This window comes from Microbulbifer discodermiae (assembly GCF_040742695.1).
Lineage (GTDB): Bacteria > Pseudomonadota > Gammaproteobacteria > Pseudomonadales > Cellvibrionaceae > Microbulbifer.
The window spans coordinates 1-24,172 of sequence record NZ_JBFLAB010000031.1 but is presented as its reverse complement, the minus strand read 5'-3'; the positions used below and the strand labels follow the sequence as shown (position 1 = coordinate 24,172).

Annotated in this window: 20 protein-coding genes and 1 tRNA gene; 15 read left to right on the top strand and 6 right to left on the bottom strand. The window is 57.4% G+C overall.

Annotated features, from left to right (window positions below):
• Nucleotides 1-28: 28 nt before the first annotated feature.
• Entirely contained in the window at nt 29-1,057 is a 1,029-nt protein-coding gene (galE, locus tag AB1S50_RS12105; RefSeq protein ID WP_367150990.1) for a UDP-glucose 4-epimerase GalE, read from the bottom strand.
• 342 nt (nt 1,058-1,399) lie between these two features.
• On the opposite strand from galE, the gene AB1S50_RS12100 reads away from it, so the two are divergent.
• From AB1S50_RS12100 to AB1S50_RS12090, 3 genes are read left to right on the top strand one after another with little or no spacing between them, the layout of a single operon-like run.
• Nucleotides 1,400-3,322 (top strand): PrkA family serine protein kinase, encoded by a 1,923-nt coding sequence (locus AB1S50_RS12100; RefSeq protein ID WP_367150989.1) that lies wholly within the window; start codon nt 1,400-1,402, stop codon nt 3,320-3,322.
• Nucleotides 3,323-3,347: 25 nt separating this feature from the next.
• Nucleotides 3,348-4,628, top strand: coding sequence for a YeaH/YhbH family protein (locus tag AB1S50_RS12095; RefSeq protein WP_367150988.1), 1,281 nt, complete (start codon nt 3,348-3,350; stop codon nt 4,626-4,628).
• Entirely contained in the window at nt 4,628-6,211 is a 1,584-nt protein-coding gene (locus AB1S50_RS12090) for a SpoVR family protein (RefSeq protein ID WP_367150987.1), read from the top strand. The genes AB1S50_RS12095 and AB1S50_RS12090 overlap by 1 nt, the downstream gene beginning before the upstream one ends.
• A gap of 21 nt (nt 6,212-6,232) precedes the next feature.
• Here the strand turns inward: AB1S50_RS12090 and AB1S50_RS12085 are convergent, their stop codons facing one another.
• A complete protein-coding gene (locus tag AB1S50_RS12085; RefSeq protein ID WP_367150986.1) occupies nt 6,233-6,802 on the bottom strand; it encodes a response regulator in 570 nt (189 codons plus the stop codon).
• 519 nt (nt 6,803-7,321) lie between these two features.
• On the opposite strand from AB1S50_RS12085, the gene AB1S50_RS12080 reads away from it, so the two are divergent.
• The 5 genes from AB1S50_RS12080 (at nt 7,322) to AB1S50_RS12060 (ending at nt 12,656) form a co-directional block, all read left to right on the top strand.
• Nucleotides 7,322-8,542, top strand: a complete 1,221-nt coding sequence (locus tag AB1S50_RS12080; protein ID WP_367150984.1) for a multifunctional CCA addition/repair protein — start codon at nt 7,322-7,324, stop codon at nt 8,540-8,542.
• Entirely contained in the window at nt 8,535-9,263 is a 729-nt protein-coding gene (locus AB1S50_RS12075) for a pteridine reductase (RefSeq protein ID WP_367150983.1), read from the top strand. The genes AB1S50_RS12080 and AB1S50_RS12075 overlap by 8 nt, the downstream gene beginning before the upstream one ends.
• Before the next feature lie 278 nt (nt 9,264-9,541).
• Entirely contained in the window at nt 9,542-10,234 is a 693-nt protein-coding gene (locus tag AB1S50_RS12070; protein ID WP_367150982.1) for a response regulator transcription factor, read from the top strand.
• Nucleotides 10,221-11,528, top strand: a complete 1,308-nt coding sequence (locus tag AB1S50_RS12065) for a HAMP domain-containing sensor histidine kinase (RefSeq protein WP_367150980.1) — start codon at nt 10,221-10,223, stop codon at nt 11,526-11,528. Before AB1S50_RS12070 ends, AB1S50_RS12065 begins: the two co-directional genes overlap by 14 nt.
• A 63-nt stretch (nt 11,529-11,591) precedes the next feature.
• Nucleotides 11,592-12,656 carry a type 1 glutamine amidotransferase domain-containing protein gene (locus tag AB1S50_RS12060; RefSeq protein WP_367150979.1) on the top strand — a complete coding sequence of 355 codons (1,065 nt, stop codon included), beginning with the start codon at nt 11,592-11,594 and terminating at the stop codon, nt 12,654-12,656.
• 362 nt (nt 12,657-13,018) lie between these two features.
• On the opposite strand, the gene folK is transcribed toward AB1S50_RS12060, so the two are convergent.
• The 3 genes from folK to tsaD are packed head-to-tail and all read right to left on the bottom strand — an operon-like array spanning nt 13,019 to nt 14,931.
• A complete protein-coding gene (folK, locus tag AB1S50_RS12055; RefSeq protein WP_367150977.1) occupies nt 13,019-13,510 on the bottom strand; it encodes a 2-amino-4-hydroxy-6-hydroxymethyldihydropteridine diphosphokinase in 492 nt (163 codons plus the stop codon).
• 2 nt (nt 13,511-13,512) lie between these two features.
• Nucleotides 13,513-13,893 carry a dihydroneopterin aldolase gene (folB, locus tag AB1S50_RS12050; RefSeq protein ID WP_367150976.1) on the bottom strand — a complete coding sequence of 127 codons (381 nt, stop codon included), beginning with the start codon at nt 13,891-13,893 and terminating at the stop codon, nt 13,513-13,515.
• A gap of 15 nt (nt 13,894-13,908) precedes the next feature.
• Nucleotides 13,909-14,931, bottom strand: a complete 1,023-nt coding sequence (tsaD, locus tag AB1S50_RS12045; RefSeq protein ID WP_367150975.1) for a tRNA (adenosine(37)-N6)-threonylcarbamoyltransferase complex transferase subunit TsaD — start codon at nt 14,929-14,931, stop codon at nt 13,909-13,911.
• 166 nt (nt 14,932-15,097) lie between these two features.
• Here tsaD and rpsU point away from each other — a divergent pair, with 166 nt between their 5' ends.
• The 7 genes from rpsU (at nt 15,098) to AB1S50_RS12010 (ending at nt 22,429) form a co-directional block, all read left to right on the top strand.
• On the top strand, nt 15,098-15,313 hold the full coding sequence (rpsU, locus tag AB1S50_RS12040; protein ID WP_367150974.1) for a 30S ribosomal protein S21: 216 nt from the start codon (nt 15,098-15,100) through the stop codon (nt 15,311-15,313).
• A gap of 191 nt (nt 15,314-15,504) precedes the next feature.
• A complete protein-coding gene (locus AB1S50_RS12035) occupies nt 15,505-15,951 on the top strand; it encodes a GatB/YqeY domain-containing protein (RefSeq protein ID WP_367150973.1) in 447 nt (148 codons plus the stop codon).
• A 17-nt stretch (nt 15,952-15,968) separates the two neighbouring features.
• Complete coding sequence (dnaG, locus tag AB1S50_RS12030; RefSeq protein ID WP_367150972.1) at nt 15,969-17,927, top strand: DNA primase; 1,959 nt, start codon at nt 15,969-15,971, stop codon at nt 17,925-17,927.
• A 233-nt stretch (nt 17,928-18,160) separates the two neighbouring features.
• Nucleotides 18,161-20,014: an RNA polymerase sigma factor RpoD gene (gene rpoD / locus AB1S50_RS12025; protein WP_367150971.1), complete on the top strand. Its 1,854-nt coding sequence runs from the start codon at nt 18,161-18,163 to the stop codon at nt 20,012-20,014.
• A gap of 99 nt (nt 20,015-20,113) precedes the next feature.
• Complete coding sequence (locus AB1S50_RS12020) at nt 20,114-20,503, top strand: diacylglycerol kinase (RefSeq protein WP_367150970.1); 390 nt, start codon at nt 20,114-20,116, stop codon at nt 20,501-20,503.
• Nucleotides 20,504-20,987: 484 nt separating this feature from the next.
• Nucleotides 20,988-22,019, top strand: coding sequence for an autotransporter outer membrane beta-barrel domain-containing protein (locus AB1S50_RS12015; protein WP_367150969.1), 1,032 nt, complete (start codon nt 20,988-20,990; stop codon nt 22,017-22,019).
• Between the two features lie 333 nt (nt 22,020-22,352).
• Nucleotides 22,353-22,429, top strand: a tRNA-Ile gene (locus AB1S50_RS12010).
• A 307-nt stretch (nt 22,430-22,736) separates the two neighbouring features.
• On the opposite strand, the gene AB1S50_RS12005 is transcribed toward AB1S50_RS12010, so the two are convergent.
• Nucleotides 22,737-24,008, bottom strand: a complete 1,272-nt coding sequence (locus AB1S50_RS12005) for an alpha/beta hydrolase-fold protein (RefSeq protein WP_367150968.1) — start codon at nt 24,006-24,008, stop codon at nt 22,737-22,739.
• Nucleotides 24,009-24,172 lie beyond the last annotated feature (164 nt).

Below are 24,172 nucleotides of genomic sequence, written 5' to 3'. Positions count from 1 at the left end.
GCAACCGCCGGCGAATAACCCGGCCCGGCTATTGGGTCGGATACCCGTCAGGATTCTGAGATTGCCAGCGCCAGGTATCCGCCACCATCCGCTGCAAGTCATACTCAGCCCGCCATCCCAGTTCCCGCGCAGCCGCCGAAGGGTCGGCGAAGCTGGCGGCGACATCCCCGGGGCGGCGCGGCAAAATAGCGCAGGGTATTTTACGGCCGATAACCCGCTCGAAGGCGCGCACCACCTGCATCACAGAGCTTCCGCTTCCGGTACCCAGGTTATAGGTGTAGCAGCCGGCAGGGGTCCCGGGTTGGCTGAGTTTGCGCAGCGCCGCCAGATGGCCGCGGGCCAGGTCCACCACGTGAATGTAATCCCGCACGCCAGTGCCATCCAGAGTGTCATAGTCGTCGCCAAAGACGCGGAGTTCCGGCAACCGGCCCACCGCCACCTGGGCGACGTAGGGCAAGAGGTTATTGGGAGTGCCGCGTGGATCCTCACCTATAGCGCCGCTTTCGTGGGCGCCGATGGGGTTGAAGTAGCGCAACAGGCTTACCTTCCAGGGATTGTCCGGCGTTGCACATAGGTCCCGCAGAATATTCTCCACCACCAGTTTGCCGGCCCCATAGGGGTTGGTGGCGCCGGTGGGAAATTGCTCATCCACTGGCACCGAGGCGGGATCCCCATAAACCGTCGCCGAAGAACTGAAAATCAATTGCCGTACACCGAATGCCTGCATGGTTTCAAACAGGGCGAGACTGCCGGCAACATTGTTGTAGTAATAGCGCAAAGGTTGCGCCACTGACTCGCCAACGGCCTTGAACCCGGCGAAATGCATCACTGCCTCTATGGGGTAGCGGGAAAAAACCTCTCCCAAAGCCGCCCTGTCCCCGATATCTACCCGGTGAAACGCCACCGGTTGCCCGGCGATGGCCGCGACCCGTCTTAGTGATGTCGCGTTGCTGTTACTCAGGTTGTCCACCACCACTGGCTCCATGCCTGCAGCCAGCAGCTCCACGCAAATATGGCTGCCGATATAGCCGGCACCCCCGGTGACCAGAATTTTCATTTGCGTCCGCCAAATCGATCCGGGTTTCTGTAGAGGCCATCAGTAGAGCGTAAAAGTGCCACTTAATTCAACCCGTTGTCAGGGTCCGGCGGCGCCTGAATCTTAGGGAAAGCTATGCTGATTAAGCGGGATAAATGTATCTGTGCCCAACCCAGGACTGCACAGCGGCCCGCTGCAACTGGTGATAAAGATAGTATTTTGCGCGCAGGCGCAGCCCGGCAGGCGCACTCGCTGTCCGGCGGAGCTGCGCTAATGTCGGCGACCGGTCGAAGTGAGTGCCATTTACGTTGCAGGGTATTTACTGCAAAGCGTCGCCAGACACGCCACAGGGAGCCGTGCACCATGACGATTTTCAATCATTATCTGGAGAGATACGAGGCCATTAGGGAGGAGGAACTGGGTATCCAGGATTATCTGGAGCTGTGCAGATCCGATCCCAGCGCCTATGCTTGGCCGGCCGAGCGGATGCTGATGGCTATTGGCGAGGCACAACTGGTGGATACTTCCCGCGATCCCCGCCTGTCGCGTATTTTTTCCAACAAAGTGATCAAGCGCTATGAAGCCTTCAGCGAATTTTTCGGAATGGAGGAGGCGATTGAGCAAATAGTGTCCTTTTTTCGCCACGCCGCCCAGGGGCTGGAGGAAAAGAAGCAGATTCTATACCTGTTGGGCCCTGTAGGCGGTGGCAAGTCCTCTCTCGCCGAACGCCTCAAGGCGCTAATGGAGAAAGTGCCCATCTACGCCATTAAAGGTTCGCCGGTGTTTGAATCACCTTTGAGTCTGTTTTCACCTGACGAAGACAGCCGGATATTGCAGGAGGACTACGGCATAGCGCCGCGCTATATCAACACCATCATGTCACCCTGGGCCGTCAAACGCCTGCACGAGTACCGGGGCGACATCAGCCGGTTCCGGGTGGTCAAGCTCCGGCCATCTATTCTGGACCAGATCGCCATTTCCAAAACTGAGCCCGGCGATGAAAACAACCAGGATATTTCATCGCTGGTGGGCAAGATAGATATTCGAAAACTGGAGGATTTTCCCCAGAATGATCCGGATGCCTACAGTTTCTGCGGCAGCCTCTGCCGGGCCAACCAGGGCCTGTTGGAATTTGTCGAGATGTTCAAAGCACCCATCAAGGTGCTGCACCCGCTATTGACTGCCACACAGGAAGGTAATTACAACAGCACCGAGGGCCTGGGCTCCATTCCCTTTACCGGCACGATACTCGCCCATTCCAATGAGTCGGAGTGGCAGTCTTTTCGCAACAACCGCAACAACGAGGCGTTTCTGGACCGCATTTATATCGTCAAGGTTCCCTACTGTACCCGCGTCCAGGAAGAAATAAAGATCTACAAGAAGCTACTGGAAAACAGTTCCCTGGCCAAAGCGTCCTGTGCTCCTGACACGTTGCGCATGCTGGCACAGTTCTCGGTTTTGTCGCGGATCAAGGATCCGGATAATTCCAGCGTTTATTCCAAAATGCGTATCTATGACGGAGAAAACCTCAAGGACACAGATCCAAAGGCAAAAACCATCCAGGAATACCGTGACAATGCCGGTGTCGATGAGGGTATGAGTGGGCTTTCCACTCGTTTTGCCTTCAAAATACTGTCCAAAGTATTTAATTTCGATGCAACCGAAGTGGCGGCCAACCCGGTCCACCTGCTTTATGTGCTGGAACAGCAGATTGAACAGGAACAGCTGGCTCCGGAGGTGCAGGAGAAATATCTGGGATTTATCAAGGAATACCTGGCGCCACGCTATGTGGAATTTATCGGAAAGGAAATCCAGACCGCATATCTGGAATCCTACGCTGAATACGGGCAGAACCTGTTTGATCGCTACGTCACCTATGCGGATTTCTGGATCCAGGACCAGGAATACCGGGATCCGGAGACTGGAGAAATTCTCGACCGCGGTGCCCTGAATGAGGAATTGGAAAAGACGGAGAAGCCCGCGGGAATTTCCAACCCGAAGGACTTCCGCAATGAGATTGTCAACTTTGTATTGCGCGCCAGAGCCAACAATCAGGGTCGCAACCCGGACTGGCGCTCCTATGAAAAACTGCGTGCGGTGATAGAGAAGAAGATGTTCTCCAATACGGAGGATCTATTGCCGGTCATCTCCTTTAATACCAAAGCATCGGCGGACGACAAGAAAAAACATGCGGATTTTGTCGCCCGTATGGTGGAACGCGGCTATACCGAGAAGCAGGTCCGCCTGCTGTCGGAATGGTACCTGCGCGTGCGCAAGTCCCAGTAGGGCGTTAAGCCAAGGCAGTACAGCGATGAGCTATATCATAGATCGCCGCCTGAACGGCAAGAATAAGAGCACCGTAAACCGACAGCGTTTTCTGCGACGCTACCGGGCGCATATCAAGAAGGCGGTTGGAGAGGCGATGAACAGCCGTTCAATCACCGATATGGACAAGGGCGAGCAGATAGGTATTCCCACGCGGGATCTGGGCGAGCCGGTATTCGCCCACGGCTCAGGTGGCCATTTGGAACGTGTGCTGGCGGGCAACCGGGAGTTTGTCACCGGTGACTGTATCCCGCGACCGGAACAGCAGCCGGGTGGTGGCGGAGCTGGCAGCGATGCCAGTGACAGCGGGGAAGGGGTCGATGATTTCGTATTCCAGATTTCCCAGGAGGAGTTCCTCGATTTTATGTTCGAGGGCCTGCAGCTGCCGAATCTGATCAAGCGCAAACTGACTGGTAATGATGCGTTTCAGGTGGTGCGCGCCGGTATCAGCAACGAAGGGACACCGGGGCGTATCAACGTCATTCGCTCACTGAGGGCTGCCAATGCGCGACGTATCGCCCTGAGCAGCGGCAAGAAACGCAACATTCGCGCGATGGAGCAGCAATTGGCGGCGGAGGAGGAAAAAGACCCGGTACTGCGCGACCAGCGCGCGGTTGAAACCCTGAAGCGCAAAATCGCCGACCTGCACGGCCGCATCGAGCGAATTCCGTTTCTGGATGATTTTGACCTCAAATACAATCTTTTGCTGCGGCAGCCCAAGCCCCGCTCCAAAGCCGTCATGTTCTGCCTGATGGATGTATCCGGTTCCATGAACCAGGTCACCAAGGACATGGCCAAACGGTTTTTCCTGTTGCTCTACCTGTTTCTCCAGCGCAGTTATGAATATACCGAGGTGGTATTCATCCGCCACCACACCAGTGCCAAGGAAGTGGACGAAGAGGAATTCTTCTACTCACGGGAAACGGGCGGCACTATTGTTTCCAGCGCTCTGAAACTCATGCGCCGCACCATGGCGGAACGTTACCCCGCCAGCGAGTGGAATATCTATGGAGCACAGGCATCCGACGGCGACAACTGGAACGACGACTCCAGTACCTGTCACAAAATCCTGGTCGACGAAATCATGCCCCAGGTGCAGTATTTTTCCTATGTGGAAATCACCCCCCGGGACCACCAGGCCCTGTGGGAGGAATACGAAAGTGTGCGCACCCTGTTTCCGGATCATTTCGCCATGGAGCAGATTGTCGACGCGCAGGATATCTATCCCGTATTCAGGCAGTTGTTCAGCCGCAAGGTGGCCAACTGATGCCTGGTCTATCCCCTTCATCGCCGCAAACAGCCAAGCCCAGCGGCCCCATCTCCACCAGTTCCGAGTGGACGTTTGATTTGATCCGGGACTATGACCAGGCGATCTCCGAACTGGCCGATGCATTTGGGCTGGATACCTACCCCAACCAGATAGAGGTGATCAGCTCCGAGCAGATGATGGACGCCTACTCTTCAGTTGGCATGCCGGTCGGCTATCACCACTGGTCATTTGGCAAGCAGTTTATCAGCGTGGAGAACAACTATCAGCGGGGGCTGATGGGCCTGGCCTACGAAATCGTCATCAACTCCAATCCCTGCATCGCCTACCTGATGGAGGAGAACACCATGGCCATGCAGGCGCTGGTGATAGCGCACGCCTGTTACGGCCACAATTCCTTCTTCAAAGGCAACTACCTGTTTCGCAGCCTGACCGATGCCGGCAGTATCATCGACTATCTTATTTTCGCCAAGAATTACATTGCCCGTTGCGAAGAGCGTTACGGGATCGATGAAGTTGAGGCCCTGCTCGATTCCTGCCACGCGCTCATGAACTACGGTGTGGACCGCTATAAGCGGCCCTATCCCATATCCGCGCTGGAGGAGGAGCGCCGACAGAAAGAGCGCGAGGAGTACCGTCAGCGACAGCTCAACGACCTGTGGCGCACCATTCCCAAGCCGGCCGCCGGCCAGCAGCGGGATTCCGAAACGCGTTTTCCCGAGGAGCCGCAGGAGAACCTGCTTTATTTCATCGAAAAAAACGCACCCCTGCTACATAACTGGCAGCGGGAACTGGTGCGTATAGTGCGCAAACTCGCGCAGTATTTTTATCCCCAGCGCCAGACCCAGGTGATGAACGAGGGCTGGGCCACCTTCTGGCATTACACCCTGATGGGTGAATTGTACCGGTGTGGTCGTGTGACCGAGGGTTTTATGCTGGAGTTTTTGCAGAGCCACACCAACGTAATTTATCAGCCACCGTTCGACAGTCGCAGCTACAGTGGCATCAACCCCTACACTCTGGGGTTTGGTATTTTCTCCGACCTGCGCAGGATCTGTGACCAGCCGACCGCCGAGGACCGGCAGTGGTTTCCGGATATTGCCGGCAGCAACTGGCGGGAGACACTGCAATTCGCCATGCGGGATTTCAAGGATGAGAGCTTCATTCAGCAGTTTCTGTCGCCCAAGGTCATACGGGACATGAAGCTGTTCAGTGTCTGCGACGATGATCGCGAAAAGGAGATCCGGGTCAGTGCCATTCACGACGAGGAAGGGTATCGGGAGCTGCGCGCTAATCTCGCCGGGCAATACAATCTGGGCGACCAGGAGCCCAATATACAGGTGTACTCAGTGGACACCCGAGGCGACCGCTCCCTCACTTTGCATCACACCCAGCACCGGCGCCGCCCTCTGGGCAGGGACACCAGTGAGGTGCTGAAACACTTGCACCGGTTGTGGGGCTTCGACGTTCATCTGCACAGTCTGCACGGTGGAGAAATCAGCGCCAGCTACCATTGTCCAGATCAGGGCCCGGGCATCCGCGACCAGGAAGAGGAATCGATGTTGGTGCCCAAGCCAATCTGACCTTGTGTGCCGCTGCTGGCTTTACTGTGTTTCCAGCAGCAACTTCACTTTGCCGGCGAGTTCATTACTGTCCACCGGACTCGCCACCGCGGCATCCGCACCGGCCTTCAGCCAGCGCTGTAGGTCGTTCTCACCAGCCGGGGCAATCAGCAGGATACGCACGCTGGAACTGTCGCTGCTGGAGCGCAGGTGGTCGAGAATCTGGAAGCCGTTTACACCCGCCACATTCGTGTCCAGTAACACCAGCGCCGGCTTGCAACCCGCCAGGAGTGTCCCGGCGACAAAGCTGTCGCCCGCCACTTCGACCTCGCAGCCCGCCTGCTGCAGGGCCTGGCGCGCTGCTCCCGTCAGCTCCGGGTCCTGGGCCACCATCAGGACCTTGCGACTGGCCGAAGCCAGTTCGCCCGGTACCGGCATGGCGTTGTTGCGCAGAAAACCGACAAAATCCTCGACGCATATACGGTGATCGCCGCGGCCGGGCAGCTTGTACGCCTTGAGCTGTCCCCGCTCGATCCAGCGGATAACCGTGCGGAAATTGACTCCACAGTACCTGGCGGCCTCGCCAGTGGTGAGTACATGCAACTGATTCATTCTCTTTGATTCCCCCAAACAATCCATGGTTTGTGCAGACGTGCCGGTGAAATCCAGTGCTCGCGCGAATCGCTGGCAATGACAGCTTTCCGAGAGAAACCCTGAAATTTCCCGCCACCCTTACTAATTATCCTGCCTGCACCTGTAAACCCAGGTTGAAACTCGGCACTAATAGCCTGTTAACGAACGAGGGGGAAACTACCTCAAAAAAACAAAAGCAACAATTGACATTTTAGGCAGCTTGAGTAGTATGGCGACTATTGAAGACCCTTCAGACGCACCTGCCAGCCGCACCTGAGCGCCAGGGGTGATCGAGAATTCTTTGTAACGGCGAGTGGTTATTTTTCAGCCACACTAATACCCTAAGACCCTGGGCCCCCTTGTCTTTTTGGGGCCCTTTTTTTATCTTGCCAAAACTCCCTTAACCTGCCGCGGAGCGGAAAGCGACGGCGTGGACATATTTGCGGCCGAAGTCAGCCTGGACCGGCATCTCGTCCCGCAACGAGCGGTGGTGTCGTCGTGAAAGTCTATCTGGTCGGCGGTGCCGTGCGGGACAAACTGCTGCGTCGCCCCGTCTGTGAGCGGGACTGGGTGGTTGTCGGTGCCGACGAAGAACAGATGCGGCGGCGGGGCTTCAAGCCGGTAGGGCGTGACTTCCCGGTATTTCTACACCCGGACACCGGCGACGAGTACGCCCTGGCCCGCACTGAGCGCAAGCGGGGGCACGGCTACGGCGGCTTTGACGTGCAGGCTGTACCGGAAGTCACCCTGGAGCAGGACCTGCTGCGCCGCGACCTCACCATCAATGCCATGGCCGAATCCGGCGATGGCGAACTGACCGACCCTTACGGTGGCCGGGCAGACCTGCAGGCCCGTATCCTGCGTCACGTATCCCCCGCGTTCGCCGAAGATCCGCTCCGCATACTGCGCGTGGCGCGTTTTGCCGCCCGTTACCATCACCTGGGATTCACCATTGCCACCGAGACCATGGCCCTGATGCGCCAGATGGTGCGGGCCGGCGAGGTGGAGTATCTGGTGGCAGAGCGCGTATGGAAAGAGGTCAGTCGCGCCCTGGTCGAAGCGGACCCGGATGTTTTTGTGCGGGTATTGCGCGAGTGTGGGGCCCTGAGCGTTCTGTTGCCGGAACTGGACCGGCTGTTTGGTGTGCCGCAGCCGCGGCAACACCACCCGGAGATAGACACGGGGGAGCATGTCCTGTTGGCCCTGAGCGCCGCCCCTGCGGAGCTGCCGGTGCGCTTTGCCGTGTTGCTGCACGACCTGGGCAAGGGAGTGACGCCGCAGGAGATGCTACCGGCCCATCGCGGCCACGAGATGGCAGGCCTGCCGCTGGTGCGGGCCGTGTGTGAGCGCTGGCATACTCCCAGAGAACTGACAACTCTGGCCCTGGGAGTTTGCCAGTACCACTTGCACTGCCACCGCGCCCTCACCCTGCGGCCCCAGACTCTGATGAAGCTGTTGCGCGGCCTGGATGCCCTGCGGCGCTCCCAGCGATTCGAGAACTTTCTGCAGGCCTGCGAGGCGGATGCCCGCGGGCGCCGGGGGCTCGGGGAGCGGGATTATCCACAGGTGGACTTCCTGCGCCGCGTGCGACAGGCTGCTGCCGAAGTGACCGCCGATGCCCTGATTGCGCAGGGCTGCCAGGGTGCGGAGTTGGGCAGGGCCCTGGATAGAGAGCGGGTGCGGGCTATTGCCAAAGTGAAGGAAGCCTATCTTGCGTAATGTACTGATCACCGGCGCCGCCGCGCGCCTTGGCAGCGCCATGGCCCGCGAAATGCACCGGGACCACCGCATAGTGATTCACTATCGCAGCTCCGGTGACGCCGCCAAAAGGCTGGAGCAGGCGCTGAACGCCATCCGTCCGGACTCCGCCGCGGCCGTGCAAAGCAACCTGGACACCGCTGACGACTGCACACAGCTCGCCAGGTGCGCCGAAGAGGTGTGGGGCGGGATCGATGTGCTGGTCAACAATGCCTCGGCGTTTCACCCCACCCCGGTCGGCAGTACAACGGAGGCAGACTGGGAGCAATTGGTGGGCAGCAATCTAAAGGCGCCTTTTTTTCTCAGCCAGGCACTGGCGCAATCACTGGCGCGCAATGGCGGTTGTATTGTCAATATGGCCGATATCCATGCCGAGCGTCCCATGCCCGGGCACACCATCTACTCTGCAGCCAAAGCTGGTCTGGTGATGCTGACCAAGAGCCTCGCCCTGGAGCTGGCCCCGGGGGTGCGGGTCAACGCCATAGCCCCGGGTGCCATCCTGTGGCCCCAGGGGGCAGCCGGCGACGAGCAAAACAGGGCGCAAATCCTACGGCGCATACCCCTGGGCCGCACCGGCTGTGCAAGCGACATCGCCAGTACCCTGCGCTTTCTCGCCTGCGACGCCCCTTATATCAATGGGCAGGTGATCGCGGTCGACGGTGGCCGCAACCTCACCACCTGACGGCTATCCTCCTGATTCGCCATCTTGGCGGGCTGTTGAATAAGCCTCCCCCTGGCTTCCCTCAACCCGGGTTTGCGGCACAAGCCCGCATCCCCTCAAGGACAAATCAAACAGTTACATGCCTGATTTGCGGCCCGAACATCCGTGTTCGGGACAGCAGGCAGCTGAAAAATACTTTTTTCAACAGCCTGTAAGGGCTGGTGACAGCAGCTTCACTTCAATTTCACCACCGGGATGGCAGAATGGTCCGCATTTGCGCAACCATAAGATTTACGCCGGTGCACCCGCTGAAAATTCTTCTGATTGAGGACAACCCCGCGATCGCCCGCCAGATTGCCGAGTTTCTGCAAATACAGGGCTGGCAGGTCGATTTCGCCCATTGCGGCGCTCTGGGGGTGCAGCTGGCGCTGCAGCATATTTTCGACCTGGTTATCCTCGACCTGGGACTTCCGGACCTGGATGGCCTGCAGGTATGTGAATCCATCAAAACCCAGGCCAGCGTGAATATGCCCGTACTGATGTTGACGGCGCGGGATGCCATAGCGGATAAGGAACTGGGTTTTGGTATTGGTGCCGATGACTATCTGTGCAAGCCCTTCGATCCGCGGGAACTGGTTCTGCGTTGCGGCGCGCTGGCCCGCCGCCACCAGTTGCATCGCTGCGACTTGATTCAGGTGGGCAGTCTGCAGATAAGCCACCGCAACCGGCAGGTTCACAGAAACGGTCAGCCACTGCGCCTCACTGCCATCGGATTTCGTATTCTCAGCACTCTCGCCCAGGCATCTCCCGCTCCAGTGAGTCGCTCCGCCCTTATCCACCAAATCTGGGGCGACGAGCCCCCGGAAACCGACGCGCTGAAGTCCCATATTTACAGCCTGCGCCAGGCTGTGGACAAACCCTTCGGCACCCCCATGTTGAAGACCATCACCAACCTGGGGTATCAGCTGGAGCCCGGCGATGAGCGCAAATAGCAAATTACAGCGGCGCGTGTTTGCGGTTTTTGGTGGCTTTACCCTGCTACTCTGCCTGATATTTTTTGCTATCTGCCTGCTGGCAGCTTATGTGATTGAGGACCAGTTGCTGGACAACCTGCTGGAGGGGGAGGTGCGCTATATAGAGCAGCAGCTGCAGTTGCACGGCCGCCTGCCCGAGCCGCGGCTGCCCTATCTGACCCTCTACACCGATCCGGAGGTAGTGCCTGCCGGTCTGCTCGGCGCACTGCCGGGCGATACCGTCAGGGCCGAGTGGTTCAGTGACGCTGAACATCACTTCCATCTGCGCAGGATTTTGCAGCCGGACGGCGGGAGGGCAATACTGGCGGCCGAGGTGAGTGGGCTGCTTACTGTTACACGACAGTCGACCAAACTGCTGTGGTTGTTTGGCGCTGCGTGTATCGTCACCATGCTATTGGCGCTCTGGTGTGCCTACCGCATTTCCTGCAAAACCATAGCCCCGGTCATTGCCCTGGCCGAGGCTATCCGGCGGCAGAAGTCCCTGGGCAGCCAGGTGCACCTGCCCCACAGTGGCGACGACGATGAAGTCGGCTATCTGGCCGCAACTCTCGAACAAACCATCAACCAGTTAAAACAGGCACTGCAGCGGGAAACGGAATTTACCCGCGATACCAGCCACGAGCTGCGCACGGCGCTGACGGTTGTACGCGGCACACTGACACTCTGCCAGCAGCGGGAAATGACAGCCGCTGAGAGAGAAGAACTGCTGCAGACAGTCGCCGACATGGAAGAGACGGTGGCGACTTTGCTGGCATTGGCCAGATCGGAATCCCTGCAGCGGCAGGCCTTCGAGGTTCGCCCGTTGCTGGAGGAGCGCCTGCTGGCACGGCACCGGGAGATTACCGGGGCAAATTTCAGGGTGTGCCTGAGCCTGGGGAGGGATGTGAGGATTGTTGCCAATCGCCATTTGGTGTCGCTGCTTTTCGACAACCTTATCGGCAATGCCCTGCAACATGCATCCACGCCCAAACTGCGTATTTGTTCCGCAGGAGATTCACTGCTGTTTGAAAATTCGATCGCTGATGACTTCGACGCCAGTTCGTCTCTGTTGCCCGGTCACAGGGGAAGCGGCAGTCGCGGTATTGGCCAGGGGTTGTTTCTGGCAAAAAGAATCTGCTGCGCATTGGACTGGGAAATTACTGTCCGGTGCCACCGGGGGATTTATCAATGCCGGATTTCCCGCCTTAACCCGCCCGCCACAGATCGCTCCCAGCAAGAGAATCTCACCTGGATTTCACCTGCAGGCCATTAATCTCTCCAGTGAAAAGCCGGGCATCTGCCTTGTCTTCAGAAAATCACTGTTGCGGAGATTGTCATGTTAAAAAAATCCTTTATTGCACTGCTTATGGTGAGCGGCCTGTGTTTGGGATTATTTCTTTGGCTCAAGAGTCTGATCCCCCAGCCTGATCAGGATTTTTCCCAGACACAGCCCGGCGAGCTGCGTTACTTAAAACAGAAGCCCAGCCAGTCTCGCGGGAAGGTGTTGGTGGTGGTGACCAGTAGCGGGATCATGGGTGCATCTGGCAAAGCGACCGGCTATGAGTTGACCGAGCTGGCCCGCCCCTATTATGTGTTTCTGGCCAACGGGTTTGGTGTCGATATCGCCAGTCCTCAGGGCGGCCAGCCACCGGTGGTGATCGACCGGGACGATCTGGGGCCTTTCGACTATGCCTTTCTCAATGATCCCCAAGCCCAGTACAAGGTCAACTACAGTATTCCCATAGCGCAGGCATCCGCCAAGGACTACCAGGCGATTTTTTTTGTTGGGGGTAAGGGCACCATGTTTGATTTTCCCAACAATACCAGTATTCAGGTATTAGTCCGGGATTTTTATCGCAGCGGCAAAGTGATTGGTGCTGTCTGTCATGGGCCTGCTGCACTGGTCCATGTTCGCATGGAAACTGGTGAACTGCTGGTTGCCGGCCGCCGGATCAGCGCTTTTACCAATGAGGAGGAGCTGTTCCTCATTCCCGACGCTGAGCAACATTTGCCCTTCCTGCTTGAAGACCGCCTGCGTGCCCAGGGCGCTATTATGCAGCCTGGTCCCGCCTATCTGGAACAGGTCAGTGTGGATGGACAATTGATTACTGGGCAAAACCCCTGGTCTACCTGGCAGACCGTCGAGCGGATGGTGGAGGCAATGGGTTACACGCCGGTACCGCGCCAGGTTACGCCGGCGGAGTATACCGTAGAGCTGCTCTTGGCCTATGAACAGGGTGGCTTCGCGCAGGCGGCGCAAAAGTTACAGCAGTTGAACAGTGATCAGGGCACTGAAATCGATCGTCGCTTGTTGGCCATGCACGGCGTAGTCGCCGCCATGCGCTGGGAGTTGGGTAAAACCCTGGATCTGCTCAGGCTTTTGCGGCGCAGCAAAAAGTAGCCGGACGATTCAACCGGTCCGGTCCAGCAGCTGGCCATTGGCGACCGTTAACAGTATATCCCGGATGGTCAGGGCGTCTTCCTGCGCGCTTTGCGCCTTCCCTTTCGTTTCAGCGCAGCTTCCCCACCCGCATAAAAAAATAAAGCCCTCCCTGGGTTTTCTCGGCCCGGTTTTGCGGCGTATTTTCGCAAAACCGCCACGACAAATCCGACAGTTATATGCCTGATTTGCACCCTGAACCTTGGGGCAGCAGGCTGCAGGCAAAGGCTTTTCCTTTGCCTGCTGGTAAATCAAAGACCTGGGGTTTCAGAAATAAAAAAACTGCTTGGCGGCTTTCTAAATCTCTTTGCCAAGCCAGCTAATCAAGGCCAAATAAACTCCACCGGCCACAGCTTTTGTGAAGCCTGGTCGTACTCGCTCCACAACTGGTGATAGGTCTTGTTCTCGACAGGGTGCACCGCATCCGGCGCCAGTTCCGCTAGAGGCTGTAACACAAAGGCATTCTTGGTGATTTCCCGTCGCGGTAGCCTTACCCCGTCGACAATACCGGTGAGGTCGTTATAGACCAGGATGTCGATATCCAGGGTGCGCGCACTGAACTTAGGACCAGCCCGCAGGCGGCCGTTTGCGTCCTCGATCCCACGCAGCTGGAAAGCCAGCCGTCCTACCGGCAGGTCCGTGCGCAGTCCCACCACCAGGTTGTAAAAATTATCCCCCTGAAATCCCACCGCCTCGCTCTCGAACACACGGGAAACCTGCAGTTCACCGAATTGCGCGGCCAGGGCGTCCAGCGCCGCGCGAATGTGTTGCGCTCGATCGATATTGCTGCCGAGGCTCAGATACACCTGTGCCACTGTCATAGCTCCGCGGCGGCGCCACGCTGCGGGCGCTCACCGCGCTCGATGATCACACCCACGTCCCGGGAACCCCGCACGGCTCCGGGTTTGGACAGCCGCAGGCGCAGCCAGGGCACCTTGAATTCCTGCCGCACTATACCGGCGGTCTGCTCTGCCATGGTTTCCACCAGCAGAAACTCGCTGTTTTCGATAAAGGCGATCAGGCGCTTCGCCACCGCCTTGTAATTGAGGGTATGCTCGATATCGTCTGTGCGCGCCGCCTCACTGATATCGAAAGCCATTTCCAGGTCGAGGCTCACCGTCTGGCGAACCTCCCGCTCCCAGTCGTAGATACCGATGATGGTATCCACCTTCAGATCCCTTATGTAAACAATATCCACGGTCAGTCCAAAAGCTCAGTTAGATGCCGCTAGCGGCCAGCGCGGCCGCACTTCAACCGCCAGACCCTCATATTCCCCCGCCGTTAAGCGCAGGCAGCCGGCATAGGCGATCATGGCCCCGTTGTCGGTACAGAATTCATGCCGGGGGTAGAAAACGCTGGCGCCCTCCCTGCCCAGGCTGGATTCCATCTGTGCGCGCAACCGTTTGTTGGCCGAAACCCCGCCCGCCAATACCAGGGTTTTGTGGCCTGAGGCCCGGATGGCGCGGCGGCACTTGATCACCAATGTGTCCACTACGGCCTCCTGAAAGGCTGCGGCAATATCCGCGCAGGCCTGCTGGTCCGGCAGGCCGTCGTCCCCGGCATGCTTGCGCACTGTGGTCAGGGTATAGGTTTTGAGGCCGGAAAAGCTGAAATCGAGGCCCGGCCTGTCGGTCATGGGGCGCGGAAAGGAAAACCGCCCGGGGTCGCCGCTCTCTGCCAGTGCCGCCAGGCGCGGGCCCCCGGGATAATCCAGGTCGAGCATCTTGGCCGCCTTGTCGAACGCCTCTCCGGCGGCATCATCCAGCGACTCCCCCATCAATACATAGTCTCCCAGACCTCGCACCTCCACCAGCTGGGTGTGGCCACCGGAGACCAGCAGGGCCACAAAGGGAAAGGCCGGGGGGCTGTCCTCCAGCATTGGCGCCAGCAGGTGACCCTCCATATGGTGCACAGCCACTGCCGGGACACCCCAGCCGTAGGCCAGGGCGCGGCCGGCACAGGCGCCCACCATCAGTGCACCGATCAGGCCCGGCCCGGCGGTATAGGCCACACCACCCAGGTCTTGCGGACTGGTATGGGTCTGCGCCATTACCTGCCGCACCAGCGGTAGCAATTTACGCACATGGTCTCGACTGGCCAATTCCGGCACCACACCGCCATAGTCGGCATGCAGGTCGACCTGGCTATAGAGGGCGTGACCCAGCAGCCCCGCACGGTTGTCATACAGCGCGACGCCGGTTTCATCACAGGAGGTTTCTATGCCGAGGACGCGCACTTCGATTCTCTTGGAACAGCTCCGGGGGCGCTATGATACCTGAAAAGAGGCTTGCGATTGCAGCTTCTACTGTTTAGAATCTGCGCCCTCGCTGTAAACCGGCCGCCGGAATCTGCGAGAGCAATTGCCGGAATGGCCGAGAGAAACAAATTTTTACAGGTAACCTATGCCCTCTGTACGGATTAAAGACAACGAGCCCTTCGATATCGCCCTGCGCCGCTTCAAGCGCTCCTGTGAGAAGGCAGGCGTGCTGTCTGAGGTGCGTCGTCGCGAGTTCTACGAGAAGCCCACTACAGTGCGCAAGCGCAAGGCTGCCGCGGCGGTGAAGCGCCATGCCAAAAAACTGCAGCGCGAAAACCGCAAATTCCAGCGCCTCTACTAATCGCCTGAAACGGCGACCCCGCCAGGGGTGAAGGTCCCGGACAGCCAGGCTGGCTCCGGTGGCGCCAAGAGCGGCGTGCGAGTGTAACTCGTGCGCCGTTTTTCGTTTTACAGCCGCATTTTCCGCAGGGGTCGGACGCGCTATGCTTAGCAGCCCAAACCCGTCATCAACGCAACCCCGGAACCCCCACTATGAGCACCCTCAAGGAAACACTGGCTCAGGCCACCAAGGACACCATGAAAGCGAAGGACAGAGCGCGTTTGGCGACGATGCGGCTGATCAACGCTGAAATCAAGCGGGTCGAAGTGGACGAGCGTATCGACCTGGATGACGCCCGCATCCTGGCGCTACTGGACAAAATGACCAAGCAGCGCCGGGATTCCATTGCCCAATATGAAAAGGCCGGGCGCGCCGAACTGGCTGCCGTGGAACAGGCGGAGATCGAGGTTATTCAGGAGTTTCTACCGGAGCAGCTCAGCGATAGCGAACTCACCGAAATCGTTGCCGCGGCGGTGAGAGACACCGGGGCCGGCGGTATGGCGGACATGGGCAAGGTGATCGCCCAGGTCAGGCCGCAGGTACAGGGCCGCGCGGATATGGGCGCTGTGAGCAAACTGGTCAAGGCACAGCTGGGCTGATTGCCGCCACCAGCGCCATGTCCAGCAAGATACCCCAGCACTTTATCGACGACCTGCTCGCCCGGGCGGATATCGTCGAGCTGGTGGACAGCCGGGTAAAGCTGCGCAAAACGGGCAAAAACTACTCCGCCTGCTGCCCCTTTCACGACGAGAAAACCCCGTCCTTCACCGTTAGCCCCGACAAGCAGTTCTACTACTGTTTTGGCTGCGGTGCCAACGGCAATGCCATCGGCTTTCTGATGGAGTATGACCGCCTCGGTTTTCCCGAGGCAGTGGAGAAGCTGGCCGCGACCCGCGGCCTGGAAGTGCCGCGCGAGCAGCTGGCACCTGGGCAGGAGAAGCGCCAGCGGGAGAGCCAGCCCCTCTACCAATTCACCGAACAGGCGGCCGACTTTTACCGCGCTCAGTTGCGCAGCCATCCCACCGCCGGCCACGCCGTGGCCTACCTGCGCAATCGCGGATTGTCCGGGGAGGTTGCCCGGGCTTTTGGCATCGGCCTGGCACCGCCGGGTTGGGACAACCTGCTGAACGCCCTGGCGGATACCCCGGGCAAAGCCGAACAGCTCGAACTGGCGGGTCTCGCCATCCGCCGCCGGGATAGTGACGGTAATGCCAGGCCCGGTATGTCCAGGCACTATGACCGCTTCCGCAACCGCATCATATTCCCGATCCGGGACCAGCGCGGCCGCACCATCGCTTTTGGCGGCCGGGTACTGGGGGACGAGAAGCCCAAATACCTGAATTCCCCGGAAACGCCTATCTTCCACAAGAGCCGTGAACTCTATGGCCTCTGGGAAGCGCGCCAGGCCAATCGCGAGCTGCAGCGCCTGATTGTGGTGGAAGGTTATATGGATGTGGTGGCGCTGGCGCAGTTCGGCATCCGTTGCGCTGTGGCCACTCTGGGCACCGCCTGCGGCGAAGAGCATATCCAGTTGGCCTTCCGTCACACCGCGGAGATTGTTTTCTGTTTCGATGGCGACCGGGCGGGTCGCGCCGCCGCGCGCCGCGCTCTGGAGTCCGCATTACCGCAGATGCAGGACGGCCGCAGCGTGCGTTTTCTGCCGCTGCCGGAAGGTGAAGATCCTGACACCCTGGTGCGCCAGCTGGGTGGCGAGCGCTTCGAACAGTTGATCGACCAACAGGCGCGCCCCCTGGAGGATTTCCTGTTCGACCTGCTCGGGGAAGGTATCAACCTGCGTACCATGGACGGCCGCGCGCGGCTGTCCAAACTGGTGGCGCCGCTGCTGGACCTGTTACCCGCCGGTGTCTACCGCCAGCTGATGTTCCAGCAGCTCGCCGCCCGCACCGGACTGGAACAGGCCACACTGGAAGAGGTTATCAGTGCCGAGCGGGCCCGCGCTGCCACTGCCGCCTCCCAATCCGGCGCTCAGTCTGCACCCGCTCCAGTAGCCGGGGATGCACATCAAAGCGTCGGCGATTCTATCCCCTCTGGACAGCCGTCGCCCTATGATCCGCAAGTTCCCAGTGGCGACCCCGCGCCCCCAGCCACTACATCGGTGCCGGTCAGGCGGCGCGGCAGTTATCGCCTGCCCAACGAGCGGATGCTGGTCGCCCTGTTATTACACCATCCGCAGCTGGCGGCACAGATTGCCGACTGCACGCCCTACCTCAACCACAGCGACCCGGATCTGCGCCTGTTTGGCGAAGTACTGGAAGTCATGCACCAGCGGCCCGACTGTAACCGCAATCAGTTTTTTGGTTTCTGGATGGCGCATAAGGACAAAGCATCTCTGGAAATTCTCTCCCGACTGGCGGGGAGCCACCCGGTGGCCGGAGTACAGGGTCAAAGGGTGGAATACGACCCCAAAGCGGAGTTCGCCGGCTGCCTGGAGCGACTGGAAAACCGGGCCGAAAAGCAGCGTAATCGCCACCTCCTGGCGCAACTGCGCGACTCAAATGGCCAGTTGAGTCCCGAACAGCTCGCGCTTCTGGCCAACTGGCGCCGCGAGCCCTAGCGGCTGAGGCACCAGTTGGTGGCAACGGCAGGGTACTCGCGACCTTCAGCTTTGCAGCCCTTGACTTTCCTCCGCCCGCCTCCATATTCTGCTCCGGGTGATGTGGACAGGGGGCCCTCGACCTGTACCTGTCACGAGCCCCGTGTCTCCGCAGATGCAGTGGTTACTGGCATCGCAAGTGCGCTATAATCTCCCGTCTTTGTCCCGTTTTTTTCCACTTTTCAGGGTTGTGCATGACTGACAAAACCCAGCAACAGACCTCCCGTATTAAGGAACTGATCGCCCGCGGCAAAGAGCAGGGCTATCTGACCTATGCCGAGGTGAACGACCACCTGCCGGAAGATATTTCCGATCCCGATCAGGTGGAGGACATCATCGGCATGATCAACGACATGGGCATCAAGGTGTTCGAAAGCGCGCCAGATGCCGAAGAGTTGTTGATGGCCGAAGGCGATAGTTCCGCCGATGAAATTGCCGCTGCCGAAGCCGCCGCCGCGCTGGCTGCAGTGGAATCCGATGTGGGGCGCACCACCGATCCGGTACGCATGTACATGCGTGAGATGGGCACTGTCGAGCTGCTCACCCGCGAAGGCGAGATCGCCATTGCCAAGCGTATCGAAGAGGGGCTGCGCGAGTTGATGGCCGCGCTCGCATACTGGCCCGGCGCTGTGCAGCACGTGATTGACGAGTATCGTCTGATCGAAGGGGGCGAGCGCCGGATACCCGATGTGGTCGCCGGCTGGCTGGACCCGGCCGAGGATGTCCCCCCCGGCGCACAGGCAGGTCAAGCCAGCGCTGCTGGCGAGGACACCAAGGGTAAAGACAGCGAGGGCGGCGACAGCGACTCCGATGAGGAGGAAGAGGAAAATGTCGGCGGAATAGATCCGGAAGAACTGGCCGAGCGGATGGACAAACTGATTGCGGCGCAGAAGAAAGCTGACGCCGCGATCAAAAAGCACGGCCGGGATTCGAAAGAGGCCGGTGCAGCAATGGAGGCAGTGGGGGATGTATTCCGCTACTTCAAGCTGGCGCCGCGGCAGTTCGACCCCCTCTATATCGAAGTCCGCAGCATTCTGGACGATGTGCGCGCCCAGGAGCGCAGCATCATGAATCTGTGTATCCGTCGGGCGCGCATGCCCCGCAAGACTTTCATCAAGGAGTTCCCCGGCAACGAGATCAACGAAAGCTGGATTCCCGCAATCATCAAGAAAAAGCGCGACTACTCCGACAAGCTGCGCCAGGTTGCAGAGGATATTATTCGCGCGCAACGCAAACTGGCGCTGTGCCAGGAGCGCGCCGGCCTGGATGTGGGCCAGATCAAGGAAATCAACCGACGCATGTCTATCGGCGAGGCCCGTTCGCGCCGCGCCAAGAAAGAGATGGTAGAGGCCAATCTGCGCCTGGTGATTTCCATCGCCAAGAAATATACCAACCGCGGCCTACAGTTTTTGGACCTGATCCAGGAAGGCAATATTGGTCTGATGAAAGCCGTAGACAAATTCGAATACCGCCGCGGCTACAAATTCTCAACCTATGCCACCTGGTGGATTCGCCAGGCGATTACCCGCTCCATCGCCGACCAGGCACGCACCATCCGCATACCGGTGCATATGATTGAGACTATCAACAAGCTCAATCGCATCAGCCGCCAGATGCTGCAGGAAATGGGCCGCGAGCCCACCCCGGAAGAGCTTGGTGAGCGCATGGATATGCCGGAAGACAAGGTGCGCAAAGTTCTCAAGATCGCCAAGGAACCCATCTCCATGGAGACGCCCATCGGCGATGACGAGGACTCCCACCTGGGTGATTTTATCGAGGACCAAAATCAGTCCTCACCGGTGGATACCGCTACCCGGACCGGTTTGGATGAAGCCACCCGCTCGGTGCTCTCGGGTCTCACCGCGCGAGAGGCCAAGGTGCTGCGTATGCGTTTCGGTATCGACATGAATACCGACCATACACTGGAAGAGGTGGGTAAGCAGTTCGACGTGACCCGCGAGCGTATTCGCCAGATCGAGGCCAAGGCGCTGCGCAAGCTGCGCCACCCATCCCGCTCTGAGCATCTGCGCAGTTTTCTCGACGAGTGAGCGACAAAGACTACCCGGCTTAGCCGGGTTTCTTTTGCCCTGTATCACGGCCGCCGCGGATCACCTGTGCAGCGCAAACACCTATAGGGAAATAAATCCATGGGGGATCAATTCGTCAACAAGCCAGGGAAAACCGGTATCTCACGGCTTATCGATGCCACCAGCTACTCCTGGCAGGGGCTGCTGGCCACCTGGCGTAACGAAGCGGCCTTCCGCCAGGAAGTCACTCTGGCTATTTTCCTTGTTCCCGCCGCCATCTGGCTTGGTGAATCCGGTGTGGAGCGCGCACTTCTGATCGGCGTCACTTTTCTCGTGATGATTGTCGAGCTGCTCAATAGCGCGGTGGAAGCCGCCATTGACCGCATCGGGCCTGAACATCATCCGCTGTCCAAAGTCGCCAAGGACACAGGTTCTGCAGCTGTTTCAATTTCTCTATTGTTGTGGCTGTTCACCTGGATTTGCGTTCTGCTGCCGCGCTGGCTTCCCTAGCAGGTTGTTGAAAAAGGCATCCTGCCTGTTTCAAAACATGAAAAGCGAAAAATGTAATTTTCACTTTCTTCCAAAATCAACGACTTAGACGTCGTCGATTTTGCCGGAACATCCATATTCCGGTACCAGGCGTCGAAATTCTTCGAATTTCAACAGCCTGCTAGCAGATTGTTGAAAAAGTCCTCACTGACCTTCCTCAACCCGGGCTTGCGGCACAGGCCGTCGGAAAGCAAGCGCTTCCGCCTAATTACCCAGGTTTTCATGGGCGACGATCCAATCGGGAGGGGTTTTCTATTGGATGGCCGGGTGAATAAATCCCACAGGCTGGTGAATAGTCATCCCTGCGCTGGTGATAGTCCAACACCATTGGCGGTGTCAAAACCCGCAACATCTGGCGGCAGAGTTTGTGCAACGCAGCATACAACCGACTTCCCCGTCTAAACTTTGCATCTCGACGACCAATTAATAAACCGGGGATCTGTTTATGTCGCCACCGAGTATTGTCGCCGCGCTAACTCTATCTACCCTTTGGTTGCTGGTGCATTTGCAGGCGCCTAGTGCCCGAGCCGAGACTGCCGAACCTTCCGTGTCTGCTGAGTTGATAGCCCCTGCGCAGATCAAGGCACTGGCCCAGCAAATCTCCCTGCTGGAAGTCAGCGGCTACCAACAGCGCCGGGGTGAACAGCGTATCGGTTACAGTGGCATCAGCAGCGGTAGTGCGCACATCTTTCACCGTGCATTGAACCTGGGTTGGCGCGGGACTGTGGAAAGCCAATTCGATGGCCGGTTGAGCGGCCTCCAGCTAAACAGGAATTTTTATGCCAGCCCAACCTGCCGGGGATCCCAGGAGCTAGGCCTGTTCGCCGGTACCAGCAAGGCCCGTGGTGATACTTTCGGTGGTATATCCAAGGGGGCGGATTTCGACGGCGGCCGCATTGAGCTGACCAGTTACTATGGCGGCGTTTACTTCAGCGATTATCGTCACGATCTCAGTTATTTGGATGTGGTGGCAAAAGTTGGCTATGTCACAGCCTCCATGCAGCCCCCTTCTGCAAGTCGCAGCCGCGTTACCGGCCCCCAGCTCACCCTGTCGGCAGAGCGCGGTTTCGTACTATCGTTCTCGCCTACGTGGAAACTCGAGCCCCAGGCCCAGTTGGTTGCGAATTACACCAGCTTTGGCACGGTTCAGGCCCTCACCGGGCCCGTGGGTATCGATAAAACCCCTGAGGTGAGCTTTCGGGGCGGCTTGCGCGGTTATCCATCCCAGAGCGCCTTTGAACTGTACCTGTTTGCCAATCTATGGCACACATTGAGGGGTGAGGATGACCTCAAATTGCAGGAGGGGCCCAGGGAAAGAATCCAACGGGGTGTTACCTGGGGCGAATTTGGTGGCGGCGTGACTCTGCTGGACAGCGCAGTTGGCAGTGTGTTCCTGAATGCCAGCTACCGCCGATCCGGGAATCGTGAAAACTGGAGCGGTGGGGGTGCCAATCTGGGCTTTAACTGGCGCTGGTGACTCATGTGAAATCCCGAAAGCCATTGATTCAAAAGGCAACATTGATTAGCATACCACCCGCTCGCAGCACTTCGGGGAAGCCGCAGGAACTCCCCACTCGGCAGAGTGGCACCAGCCCAACGATTGAGAGACGCCATAGGACCTCCATGGAGGTGTTTGCTGCTTTAGCAGGCTGTTGAAATTCGCAGAATTTCGACGCCTGGTACCGGAATATGGATGTTCCGGCAAAATCGACGACGCCTAAGTCGTTGATTTTGGGAGAAAAGTGAAAATCACATTTTTCCCTTTTCGTGTTTTGAAACAGGCGGGATGCCTTTTTCAACAACCTGTTAGGGGCCTTTAGCTCAGTTGGTTAGAGCATCCGACTCATAATCGGCAGGTCGCTGGTTCAAGTCCAGCAAGGCCCACCATCTTTATTAGCCACGCGAATCTGTGCGTGGTTAATATTATATGGCTCCCTAGCGCTCAGCCCCCTCTTTTCTAGGGTGAAGAGTCCAGTTCAGCCTGAACTTCTCAATTGGTTTCATGCTCTGGCCTGCCATTCCGTGGGGGCCTCCCTTTAATGCTAATGCGAACCCATAGGGGAACATTCGCAATCGAGTCTGCCGATAAAAAACCATGTAAAAGCGGCCAAGTTATTATTTAAGCCGGTTTGTACTTCCTCCGGGGAGCTGAAGTGACTGGCCATTACTTACAAAAAACAAAGTATAAAAGGGTCTAGTTCGGCGGGGTATCAACCTTTCCCGACACTTGTTCTTCCAACTCATTCAAGTTGTGCTTGATAGCATCAACCTGGCTTTTGTTAAACAAGACCGCTAAATCCAAAGCTTTTTTAAAAACTGAAATTGCATTATGGCTATCGCCATTACTCGCATAGGCCTTTGCCAGTTGTCTGTAGGCAATTATAGAGTTTGGCCTGTATTCCACCCATCTCAGCGCCACGGAAATGGCCTCCTGAGATCTGTTTTCTCTTAATAACATTGTTGTTATGTGACTCAGCTTGTTTACGCTCCTCCAGCGCGTCGCTCTTGGTAGAATGGAAAAGCCGTATTCACCTGATAACGTAGCGTAAAAATTATCAATATTTTGCATAGCGTCGCCGGGTTGGGCTATTAAATCCCTATATTGAGGAGACCATTTTCTCCTTGGATAAATAAGCTCAAGGGCTGATAGCATGGCTTTGATAAAGGCATCATAGTGACCTTCATTTTCGATAACCTCAATCTTTAGTTTGAGGTTATGCTCTGTATACGGTCTTAGCAGTATTCTCGCTTTATTCAATATTGTTGAGTATCTTTCATTTTTAGCGATGTCGCTATCTGCAATGCCGAGATAAAAATTGGCATTCCTTGTGGGATTTTTCTGCATACTGTATGCAATTTTGTCGATAAAGCGCTTATCGGGAGACAAGCCCATTCCCAACATATCCGCGGCGGCAAGGAAAACATGAGATTGAAAAAGTTCTGGGGTATGAAAAAATGTATACAAAGGAAATAAGCTACTGGTGGAAATACCAATAATCATTCTGTTATCCAAAGCCCTATATTCTCTTTCGAGGTAAGGAAATAGCTCATCTTTTAAAAAGTTGATGTATGCCGAAGAATCTCCTTCAGATTCGAATTTTTCAACATCTGTATGCGCCCACATGCCATTCAAGTATATGTCAGGCATGGGTCCACCGTCATTTAAACTTACAACAATGCTTTCAGGCATTCTTTCCACACTACTCAAGTGCTTTACTATTCGTGTCAAAGTAAGAAAGAATTCACGTCCGTGGATGCCATTAATAAAAATAACAGGATATCTTTGATGCTTCGAAGCCTCATAAAAATTTCCAGGAAGATATATGTTCAAGGAAATATCTGAATCGAGAAAAGCAGAGTTAAAATTGACTTCCTGCGCATAACTTAGGGCTTTCTTGGCAGTGATAGTGGGAACATCTGAAGCTATTGCTTGCGCAACATCTGCAACTGATGAAATTAGAAACAAGGATAGAGCTAGTAGTTTATATGTAAGCGTCCGGCAAACTCATCTACCAAGCCAAATTCTGCGCTGTAATTTAGGTGTCCACCTATCAACAAGTGGACACCTAATATGAGTGAAATTATCCCTGCTAAGAAACCCGTGAAGCGTCGCCGGCATTCCCCGGAGCT